5 protein-coding genes are annotated in these 11,316 nt (G+C 61.6%); 3 read left to right on the top strand and 2 right to left on the bottom strand.

Translation table 11 applies throughout. The annotated features are described in order from the left end of the window. Positions 1 to 176: 176 nt before the first annotated feature. The gene (locus tag AB0N65_RS20485; protein WP_364166074.1) at positions 177 to 431 is read right to left on the bottom strand and encodes a DUF3892 domain-containing protein; all 255 of its coding nucleotides are present in this window, start codon (positions 429 to 431) and stop codon (positions 177 to 179) included. A 685-nt stretch (positions 432 to 1,116) separates the two neighbouring features. Between AB0N65_RS20485 and AB0N65_RS20480 the strand changes: the two genes are divergently transcribed. From AB0N65_RS20480 to AB0N65_RS20470, 3 genes are read left to right on the top strand one after another with little or no spacing between them, the layout of a single operon-like run. Continuing rightward, a complete protein-coding gene (locus tag AB0N65_RS20480; protein ID WP_364166071.1) occupies positions 1,117 to 3,960 on the top strand; it encodes a hypothetical protein in 2,844 nt (947 codons plus the stop codon). Further along, complete coding sequence (locus tag AB0N65_RS20475) at positions 3,957 to 10,142, top strand: RHS repeat-associated core domain-containing protein (RefSeq protein WP_364166068.1); 6,186 nt, start codon at positions 3,957 to 3,959, stop codon at positions 10,140 to 10,142. The genes AB0N65_RS20480 and AB0N65_RS20475 overlap by 4 nt, the downstream gene beginning before the upstream one ends. 50 nt (positions 10,143 to 10,192) lie before the next feature. Beyond that, positions 10,193 to 10,570: a hypothetical protein gene (locus AB0N65_RS20470; RefSeq protein ID WP_364166065.1), complete on the top strand. Its 378-nt coding sequence runs from the start codon at positions 10,193 to 10,195 to the stop codon at positions 10,568 to 10,570. A 215-nt stretch (positions 10,571 to 10,785) separates the two neighbouring features. On the opposite strand, the gene AB0N65_RS20465 is transcribed toward AB0N65_RS20470, so the two are convergent. Continuing rightward, the gene (locus tag AB0N65_RS20465; protein ID WP_364166063.1) at positions 10,786 to 11,151 is read right to left on the bottom strand and encodes a hypothetical protein; all 366 of its coding nucleotides are present in this window, start codon (positions 11,149 to 11,151) and stop codon (positions 10,786 to 10,788) included. Positions 11,152 to 11,316 lie beyond the last annotated feature (165 nt).

Genomic DNA, 11,316 nt, shown 5'->3' with positions numbered 1-11,316 from the left:
TCGCATTGCAACACAAGGGCGTCCTTCATTACGAGACCGGTCGAACTCGGCAGCCGGGATAGGCGCCTCGAGAGCCGGAGTCCGATAGAGGATCCCTGAGCGGACACCTTGTACTCGGTGCGCGGAGTAACTCCGGGCACCGAGTACAAGGTGCTTCAAAGGAATTGATGTTTCAGCTAGAGCGGAGGAAGGTTATCAAGATTGTTCTTGGTCGTGGTGTCAGCCGTTGTCTTGAGGAATTTCCGCCCAGCTGTAGTTTGCGCCACGATGACGTCTGCCCGCTGCGGGCAATTGACAAAGAACGTGTTGGTGCGCGACTCAATAGACGACACGATTTGTGTAACCGACCATTCCCACTGACCCTTTACGCCGGCGTGCGTGATGTCGCCTGCCCAATCCTTTCGGACGTTTTTGATCACTGCATCTGCCACGGTCGTACCCCCATTCGATTGGTCCCACCCTTTGTAGGATCTCGACTATCATCACACGACGCTCTGACATAGTGCGTTCGGTTCACTCAGAGGTTGAGGTGTCGTTGTTGAGCCGAGCCCAGTTGTCCACAAAACGGCGGATCCGCCGGTAGTCAGAGTGCGGAATCGGCTCTGGGCGATTTGTAGACGTCGTTGTCATTCGGCAGCGATGGGCTGTGAAATCAACGATTGTAGAGCACTCGTGTAGCGAGCTTGCAGGCTTCCCAACGCGCCGTCCCTAAGCCACTGGCTGAGGAGACGTTGCGTTCGATTGGGGGTCCTCTACCGGACAGTTGATCCGCTGCCCCTGGGCTTGGCTGTTTTGAGGTGTTCGATTAGCCACTAGCGAGTCTCTGGACGGTGCCGGTACACAACGCACTGTTGCTTCTGTTACGTGAAGATGACGCCTAGACGCGACGACAAGTTGGCAGGAAAGGGTATGTCTCTAAACCTACAAAGGTTGCATCACCCCAAGTTGCGGTGGTTTAAGCGCAAATAGTAAGGCGTCTTCCTGTGTGTTGACTGGATTTACTTTGGTAAAACCCTTAATGGCGGTTTAGTCTTCTCTCGCTAGTCGTCTTTGGGGGTTTGGGACTGCGTCTATCTCCCTCTGTCGAGTTCTGTTACTCCAGAAGGAGTCCCTTTAGTGCGTAAGTCATTCGCCCTGCTTCGCCGTGCCTGCGTGCCGGTCGCAGGCCTGAGCCTGTTGGCCGCGGGCCTGTCGATTCCGGCAGCCCAGGCCGACACTGAGCCGCCCGCAGTCTCTACCGAGAACACAGGTTCCGAGGCTGCGGCTGTTGCCCAGGCCCAGGCGACGTCGACCGATGTCGTGGTGGAAGACGCCACAACGCCAACGCTGCTCACCGTGGCTCACCCGGACGGAACACTCACCTCGACCGTGGACACGGATCCGGTGCGGATGAAGACCGAAGCTGGTTGGACGGACATTTCCACTGACCTGGTCCGGACCACCGTGAATGGTGTGAGTGTTTTGAAGCCGGAGAACGTGCCGGTGGACATCACCGTGGGCGCTGGCGGCAGTGACAGGATAGCGAGCCTGGATGACAAGAAGGGTCACTCACTGACGCAGTCCTGGCCGTTCGGGACGCTGCCCGAGCCCGTTGTTGAGGGTAACTCCGCGACGTTCCGGCAAGTGTTGCCGGGCGTGGACTTGATCCAGCTGGTCCATAAGACGGGTATCTCCCAGGTGTTGAAGATCGAAACCGCGGAGGCTGCGAAGGATCCACGCGTGGCAGAAATGCGGATCTTCCTGGACTCCCAGAACGCCGTGGTGGAGCAGCAGACAGACGGCAGCCTGACGGCCAAGGGCACTGACTCCGGCGAGGTGGCGCTGCGCAACACCGGTGGTTTGTGGTGGGATTCCTCGGTCGAGGGGGCAACGGCCACTGATCCTGGAGGCATGGGCGTTGCCCGGCCGTTCAGCCTCACCCTTGGTACCGAGGACGGCAAACAGTCCCAGATCTTCGGCATGGACCAGATCCTTGACACCGCGAACCTGACGTTCCCGGTGTACGTGGACCCGGACTGGACCATTTACAAGGCCAATTACATTTTCGTTGACAGCGCCTACCCCGAGACGTCGTACTGGAACGGCAACCTCACGGACGGCCAGGTCCACGTGGGCTTCCTGCCGAATTACTGGGCCCCGGACGGCGTCAACCACCTGGCCCGCTCGTACTACCAGTTCGATTCGTCGTACTTCGTGGGCAAGGACATCCTGCAGGCGAAACTGAACACGGTGGAGACCTGGTCTTCGTCGTGCACGCCGGCGAATGTTGCGTCCTGGATCACCGACCCGGTGTATTCCACGACCCGGTGGAACGCGCAGCCCGTGCTGCGGATGCGCACGGACATGGGCGCGGTCGCGAAGGGCTACAACGCGTCCTGCCCTGCCGGGACTGTCGGGTTTGACCTGATGGCAGGCAAATCGCTGCTGTTGAACAAGTCTGTCTGGACGATCATGCTGGCCGCCGGTAACGAGTCCGACCCGTTGGGATGGAAGAAGTTCCAAAACAGCGCCTCAATCATTGTCACGCACAATTCAGCGCCGAACACTCCGGTCATCACGACCATCAGTGGCGGCAAGTGGGCGGGCACACCGTGGGATTACGCTCACGGTGCGTACTATGTAACCCGCAACAACCAGCCAACTTTCCAGGTCTCGGATAGCGACCCGGATGGGGCCCAGGGTGGACCCATCTACGTTTACATGGAGGTCTACACCAAGGCGGGGGCACTGGTGCGTGGCAGCGGTCCGATCTCAGGAGCGGCCGCGGGTGACCAATTCCCTTGGGCGATCGACGTCTCCTTGCCTGACGGTGAGTATTACCTGCAGTCCCAGTCCAAAGATGGGTGGAACGCGTACTCGGGGACCATGAAGTTTAATTTCAAGGTCGACAGCACACCGCCCGCGGCCCCCGAGATCGCCGAAATCAACCTCCCGAATAATCCGGCGAAGTTGACCACCGGTGCCACCCACGCTGACAACGATGGTGTCATTGGTGAAACCATTTATGATTTTCGGCTGAATCTGCCTGCAGGCTCCCACCCTGCTGAAGGGTTTGTTTTCTCTATCACCTCCGGTGCATGGCCGGCATCTTCTTATCCTCAGAGCATCCGCTGCGGGGACCCGCGGATCCAGGAATACGTGGCGGTCTGCCCTGCCGGTGGGATGAGCGCCGACATCAGGATTGCCGCGTTGGATGAGACCACGGTGTTGACGGTGTGGGCCTTTGACAGTGCTGGCAACGTCAGCAGCCTCCCGCTGCACAACGCCACCGGCACCTCCTACCGCTTTACCGTTGGGGCAGGCTCTGTCCGTCCGACGACGTTCGCTCCCTTGACACTGAACGGCCAAACCGGGTGGGCGACGCCCCAGCCCGGGACGGCCAACACCTGTGGCCAGGTCCCGTTCGGTGATCTCGGAGAGACGCCTCAGATGCTGACCTTCCCGAATGGCACCTCGACCGCGCAAACAGCTGGACGGGTGATTGACCCGTCAAACAGCTTCAGCGTCTCGGGATGGTTCTGCCCCACCTCGGCGACGGGCACCACCGTGCAGGACCTGATTGTCCAGTGGACCAGCACCGGGCCGGCAGCTGCTTTGCGGGCACGGACGGATGGGAAGCCTGAGTTGGTTGCTTGGGCGAGCGTCAGTGGCACCGAAAGCGTTATCGGGCAGGACCTCGTTTCGGGGCGCTGGGCTTATGTTTCTGCGATCTATGACGAGATCAACGCTCAACTCCGGATTACCAAGACCGACACCAACGGCAGCGGCACCTGGATCAAAGCAGCGTCCCCGGTCTCCCATAAAACGGCCGCATCGAGCGATCCGGTCAAGCTCGGTGGCAGCAACTTCATCGGGAACATTTACAAACCCATCCTGACCCAGGGTGTCCTGAAGCCAGGAACGTTCAAGGACGCAAACCAGTACTCCTTCACGAGCACTTCGAAAGGCCTGCTGAAGTGAAAATCTTCTCTTCGTTGACCCGGTCCAAAACCCGGGCCACCATCACGGGTGTGGTCTCGGCCGCGGTCATCGCCTCCGGCGCTGGTTTCGTGTACGTCACGGCCCCCTGGGAATCTCCGGACCACGTCAACACCGTCAAACCCGTCCCCGTGAAGGAATGGGCCCCGGGCACGGACACGACCGATGAGCACCAGATCGTGGACAATCCCGAAGCAGGGGGCTTCGGGAAGAAAATCGAAGGTATAGGAACCGGGGTTACTCCTACGGTTGATCCAAGCCTGTTCCCGGCCGATGTGTCAGGCCAGGCCGGGACCCGTTCGGTACCGGTACGGCCGATCCCGTTGGCCCCGGCCGCGGCGCCGATGGCGCCGGTTCCGGGCAACGACAAGGGCTCCGGTGATTTCACCGCCCTGCCTGGCACGTCCTCGGGCACGTGGGGTGTGGCAGGACAGACCGGTTCGTTCACGTGGAGCTACCCGTTCTCGTTGCGTGAAGCCCCTGCCGGTGCCACACCGGCGTTGGGGATCTCCTATGACTCCTCCCGGGTCGACGGTCTGACCAGTTCCACGAACAACCAGGCCTCCCCGGTAGGGGATGGGTGGGCCCTGACCGGCGGCGGGCAGATCCAGCAGAAGTTCGTCTCCTGCATGGACCAGGGCGTCGCGAACTCCTACGACTTGTGCGGGAACCCGAGCGGGCAGCAGTTCACGATTTCCTTTGGCGGCCGTTCGGGTCTGGTGATCCGGGACGCGGCCACCGGGGTGTACAAGCTCCAGAACGATGACAACACCAAGCTCGAGTACCTCACCGGCGCGGCCAACGGCACCTTCGATGGCGGCTACTGGCGACTCACCGACACGAACGGCACCCAGTACTGGTTCGGTGTGAACCGCATCCCGGGATGGTCACCGGGCAAGGAAAACAACTCCGCGGATATCGTCCCCGTCTATGGCCTTGCCGGTCAGCCTTGCTACAACAGTGCTGGGTTCGGTAGCTCGTCCTGCATGCAGGCCTATGCGTGGAACCTGGACTACGTCGTGGACCTGAACGGCAACTCCCAGGGCTTCTTCTATACCCAGGACACGAACTTCTACAAGTCCCAGGCCGGCACAGGCCCCCTGCAGGCCTACCACCGTGCCAGCCGCCTGTCCCGGGTCGATTACGGCATGCGCGCCGGGACGGAACTGTCCACGCAAGCGCCGATCCATGTGAACTTCAACTACACCGGCCGCTGCGAAGGTGTCACGGGGTGCCCCACCCCCAACGGGGACGTGCCCGTTGAATTCCTCTGTGCCTCATCCGGGACCTGCAGCACGTACTCGCCGACGTTCTTCACCTTCTACCGTCTGCAGACGGTCATCAGCCAGTCCCTCTCCGTCAATCCGGCAGGTTACGGCAACACGGACTTCTGGACGTTCTTCCATGCCATGCCCGATCCCGGTGATGGAACCAAACCCGCCCTCTGGCTCGGAAACGTGATCCACCAAGGCTCGAACCAGACCTCCGGGTCCGGCGGCTGGGTGACGGATCCGGCCGTTGTATTCACCGGCCAGCCACTGCACAACCGTGTGTGGGCCACGGACGGTTTGGCGCCGTTTGACCGGTACCGTCTCTCGACGATCAAGACCGCTACCGGTGCGAGTATCCAGGTCACCTACAAGGCCGCGGAGTGTTCACAAACGAACCTGCCGGCCTCGCCGGAGACGAACACGAAGCGCTGCTACCCGCAACGGTGGACCCCAACCACCCCGATCCCGCAACCCGCCCGGACGGATTACTTCAACATTTACCCGGTGGAATCGGTTGTCAGCAAGGCCGGCCCCGGTAGCACGGGCGGTCTGGACATGGTGACCTCTTACGGGTATGTCGGAACCCCGGCGTGGAAGTACGCGGCACCGAAGTATGTTTCCGGCACGGCCGGGCAGAACATCACCTGGTCCTCCCTGGCCGGTTGGTCGCAGGTGAAGACCAAGGTCGGGACGGCGGCGTCGAACCCGACCACCGTGACGACGTATCTGCGTGGGTTGAACGGTACCCCGTCGAACAAGACAGGCGGTCTGCGCACCGACACGGTCACCCTGTCAGACAGCACGGTCATTACCGACTCGGTGTGGTTCGCCGGGCAGGAAGTCGAAAAGCAGAGTTACGCCGGTGACGGTGGCACCCTGATGGGTACCACGATCACCGTGCCGTGGGCTTCGGCCCCGACAGCGACCAGCACGGTGGCGTTGGGTTCGGCGCAGGCCCGTCACCTTGGCACGGACTCGGTGACGAAGAAAACCACGACCAGCAAGTCAGCGTCCATGCGCGTGACGCAAACGAGCACAGACTACGACTCCTACGGCCGGGCCATCAGAACGTCCTCGACCGGGGAAATAGGCGTGACCGGTGACGAAAGCTGCGTGGTCACCGCTTATGCGGATAACACCACCGCGAACATCCTGTCCCTGCCGGCGACAGCTAACACTTATGCCGGTGAATGCACCGGCACCGGCCCGAACGGGAACCTGCTGAAGGCCGACAGGGCCCTGTACGACGCCTCGACGGCCGCGGTTCCAGGCTCGGCCGGTTACACGGCCCCGACCAAGGGCAACCCGAAACGTTCGGATAAGGCCACCGCCGTGTCCGGCACGGCCGTGACCACCTGGGCGCAGGGGCCGACAGCGACGTTCGACGCGCTCGGCCGGGTCACCAAGTCCAGCGACACCAGCACCGGAACGGCCCGGGACACGACCACAACCTACGCACCCGCGACTGGTCTTCCCACAACTATCACGCAGACGAACCCCATGGGCTGGGTCTCCACGGTCACCCTTGATTCGATGCGTGGCAAGCCGGTGACCAAAACGGACCCGAACGGCAAGGTCACCTCCTACCGGTATGACAACTCCGGACGCGTCATCGGTGAATGGGATCCGATGCGCCCGGTCGCAACCAACCCGACCCCGACAGTAGAGACCAGTTACTCCCTCTCCCAGACCGATCCGTCATGGGTGAAGACCGTCACGATTGCCGGCAACGGGGTACCTGTTCCCTCTTACACCATCTACGACGGGCTCGGCCGCGTACGGCAAACCCAGAACCTGTCACCAGGTGGCGGCAAAATCCTCACCGATACCTGGTATGACTCCCGCGGGGCGAAGAGCACTGTCAATAACAACTACTTCACCTCCGGCGCTCCGGACGGGGTCCTCGTGATTCCGCAGCTGGCCGTGCCGTCCTCGACGAAGTACGAGTACGACGCAGCGGGCAGGCCCACCAAGGTCCGGGCCATGACCGGCGACACCCAGGAACTCTGGGCCACCCAGATCACCTACACGGGCATGGACACCACCACGGTAACCGGACCGGGCACCGAGGCTGCGGTCAAGACCATCGTCAACCTCGACGGCAACACCGAGTCCCGGTCCCTCTACCATGGCACCACAGCAACCGGCGCCGCTGATACCTCCACCTACGTCTACGACGCCCTTGGGCAGCTCGTCCGTATGGGGGACGGGGCGAACCTGTGGACCTGGACGTATGATGCCGCAGGCCGCGAAACCGGTGCGGTGGACCCGGACTCGGGCACCCGCAGCACCGTCTATGATGCCTCCGGTCGTACCGCATCCACCACGGACGCCATGGGCACGGTCACGGGGTACGTTTACGACACCCTGGACCGGCCCACCACCAAGACGGTCACCGTGTCCGGCGGCACTGCCAAGACGTTGGAAACCCACACCTACGACCAGGAAGTCAAGGGCCAGCCGAGCAGCAGCACCAGGAACAACGGTGCCGCCTACGACCAGCCGGTGACGACCGCGTTCAGTGGGTACAACAACGCGTATCAGCCGTCCACGACGACCGTTACCTTCCCGTCGGGGCTGACCGGGTTCAACGGTTCCTACACCACCACCCAGTCCTACTCCACCTCGGGCAAACTGACCATGGCCGTCAAACCGGCCATTGGCGGGCTGCCGGCGGAAACGGTCAAGTACGGTTACGACGAGTTCGAAAACCCGTCCTCGACCTGGAACACCAACGGTGACCAGTTCGGCGGCAACGCCCAGTACGACAACCTCGGATTCCTAACCACCTTCCTCCAGCACGACGCTGCCACCTCTGCCGGTGCCGGCACCTCGAACATGACCGGCACGAATAACGTCTACTTCGGTTGGGACGCCGCAACGGGACGTCTGAACAGTCAATGGACGACGAACAACACCCGCGGCACCATCTCGGACCTGGGCAAAACCACGTACACCTACAGTGCAGCGGGTAAGCTCACCGCACGGGAACTGGCCTTCACCAGCCGCCCGGGCGTGGCCACGGATTACCAGTGCTACGAGTACGACTACGCCTCACGCCTGGAAGCCGTGTGGACACCCGCGTCCAAGGCCTGCACCACCGCCCCGACATCGGCCTCAACCAGTGTCACCGGGCTCGGCGGGCCCGCAGCATACGCGCAAACCTACACGTACACCGCAGCCGGTGACCGTTCCCAGGTCAAGCGCTTCAACGCCTCCGGTGCCTTGGCCGTGACCGAACAGTACAACTACGCAGCCCCCGGCACCGCAGGACCGCACCAGGTCGACTCGATCGTCTCCACCGTCAACGGCACACCAACGACCCGGACCTTCACCTGGGACGCAGCCGGACGCATGACCGGCCGGGCAGGACAAACGCTGACCTACACAGCCGATGGCAGGTTGGCCACGACCACGGGAACGAGCACCGTCCCTGCGAACCCGAACCCGGGAGCGACCAACGGAACACCGCCCGGGCCCACCACAGGCGCAGGCAGTCTCGGCACCAGGTACTACGACGCCGACGGCAACCTCGTAGGCATCGTCGACGGCTCCGGGACCACCGTCACCCTCGGCTCGGTCACGGCACACTCCACCCCAGGTGGCGTGAAAACCGCGACCTGCACCTACGACTTCGCGGGAAAGACCGTCGCCCAGCGCACAGCCGCCGGCGGTGTAGTCAAGCTCTCCCTGATCGTCGGGGACGCAGTCAACACGGCACAGACCATCACCCAACCCACCGTTGGTGCCGGTCCCATCACCGCCACCCAGCGGTACACCGACCCCTACGGGCTGGCACGAAGCGCCAACCTCACTGGCACCGGCAACAACGCCTATACGGCCGCCGGCGCAGCCACGGCAGGAGTTGGTTCGAACGCCGCGAACCCGAACGGGTTCGGCGCAGCGAATGGCTTCATCGCAGGACTCGATGACACCGTCAGCTCCCTGACCCACCTCGGGGCGCGGGACATGGACGCCGTCACCGGCGCGTTCACCACCCCAGACCCCATCCTGCACACCGACAAGGCAGAAGGGTTCACCCCTTACTCCTACTCCTGGGGCGATCCGATCAACCAATCCGACCCCTCCGGACTCGACCCGGGTGCCGACATTATCTTTTTGGGAGGTTTAGCACTTGCCGGGGCTCTTAGTGCGGCGCTTTCGACTATCAAGTGGCCGACGTTCACGATGCCCACGATCCGATGGCCTTGGGAGCAGTCGTCTGCTTCCTCGGCATCCAGTACTCCCGCGGCAGCTCCGGCAGCGGTGGGTTCCTTCGATTACTCGGCCTACCGTTCCGTGGGAGGTGTCACCGTCTCCCTCCCCGCCATCCAACCAGTTGCTGGGGGAATCGGCGGAGGGTATGTGGCGTCCTCCCTCGGAGGCACCAGGTTCACCACCCCGGCCGTCCGTCAAGGCGGCTCCACCTTCACCTCACCAGCAGTACGCCAAGGAGGCCAGTCCACGGGCGACACCCGCGGAGCGGACACAGGCGCAGCCTTGGCCGCGCAAAACGCCGTCATGCACGCCGCCAGCGTGGCCGCTACAGCGAACCTAGGTCGGGCAGCCCAAGCCGAAGCAGCGGCACGCTCAGCCGCTACTAGCGTAGCCAGTGCGGGGCGACTAAGTGCCCAGCTGGCAGGTCAGGAGATCGCTTCTGGGCATTCGTTCGACAAGCATGTAGTCGAAAAGGGTGAGTATCCTAATGTGCGGACAAGAGCTGAGTTTGCAGGCCTGATCGAGGAGGTCATACTGAAAGGTGAATCAAAGTCCTTGGGCGGCGGGCGAACTGCCTATTGGCTCGATGGCACCTTCGTAGTTCGTAACCCTGGTGATTCAGATGGCGGAACAGCTTTTCGTGAAACTCTCGATTACTTCAAGAGGCAGCGTTGATACGGACATCATTATCTAGGCCGACAATCCATGGGCAGATTAACCTGCTAATGACTCCTGAAGAGCTCAGAATCCTCAGTCAGTGTGCCAATGAAGCTATCTCCACAGTTGCAAAAAATGCTTCAAAGCAGGCCTTGATTGCTCCCGTGCGGGAGATTGAGAGTCTTACAGATTACTTACTATCAATCTATGATGGTATTCGTCCAAGTAACGCTGACCGTGAACTATATGAGGATGATGATAATTACTCTGGCGACATCGACCTCACCCTTGTTCTAAACGAACTTATGTTGCTCGAAAAGTGCGCCGGAGAGGCACTTAGGGTTATAGATGACTGGGAGTTTGGGTCTCGCGTAGGTGTAGAAAAGGCGGTTGTTGCAGAATTGAGGGGTGACTTGGTCCAGATTCTGGCGTCGGCCGAAGGTTAGGGAAGTCACTGACTAGTTGCACGGCGCTACGCGCGGGGTTGCCATCCGAGACCAGTACCACCCGCATGGGTGCGGCTTGAAGGCAGTCGGTGAACAACTCGTCAGGGCGATTGTTAGACGGTGGCAAGCCCGCTAGGGGATCCTTCAACGGACATCGGTGCGAGGTGACTTGTATCGGCGGCCTCACCGGGCGGTGGGCGTCCAATTACTGGGGCTCATTTCTGACTGATCTTTAGCTGACTCGGATGAGGGAGCTGAGCTGGACGCTCATCGGTCCACCACGCGAATTCCAGTGCGCTTAGACGGCCTGCGTCCACCCAGACGAGCAGCTCGCCTATGGATGAACCTGAGACGTCGAAGACCTCAACTGAAACGGGAATTGGGCCATTGGTGAAGGCAGACGCTGCATGGTCCGGGCTTGAGCGAAGGTCAAGCATAGTGACTGGACCGCCTACAACGGCCACAGTGGAAGCCTGCTCGATCAGTTGGTCGATTCCGGGGAAATTCGCATGGCGGAGAATACTATCCACAAGTATGCGGACCGGCTCGGATAGTTCGTCCTCATCGCTGATTCGGGTCATGGACTATTCATACAGGCATTGACGTCACCGGCTAAGAACCCAGCCTTTGCTCAACATGAGTGGCGCCCGCAAGCCGATCCATCACCGGCCAGCGGTGAACGCTGTGCCAGTGATGCAGCGGACGGGCTATATGCCTTCGATCTCGTAGCGTCGCTCGATGTTTGC

Source organism: Paenarthrobacter sp. NPDC089322, assembly GCF_040684895.1.
Classification (GTDB): domain Bacteria; phylum Actinomycetota; class Actinomycetes; order Actinomycetales; family Micrococcaceae; genus Arthrobacter.
The sequence above is the reverse complement of the archived record's forward strand: the minus strand, read 5'-3'. Positions and strand labels throughout refer to the sequence as shown.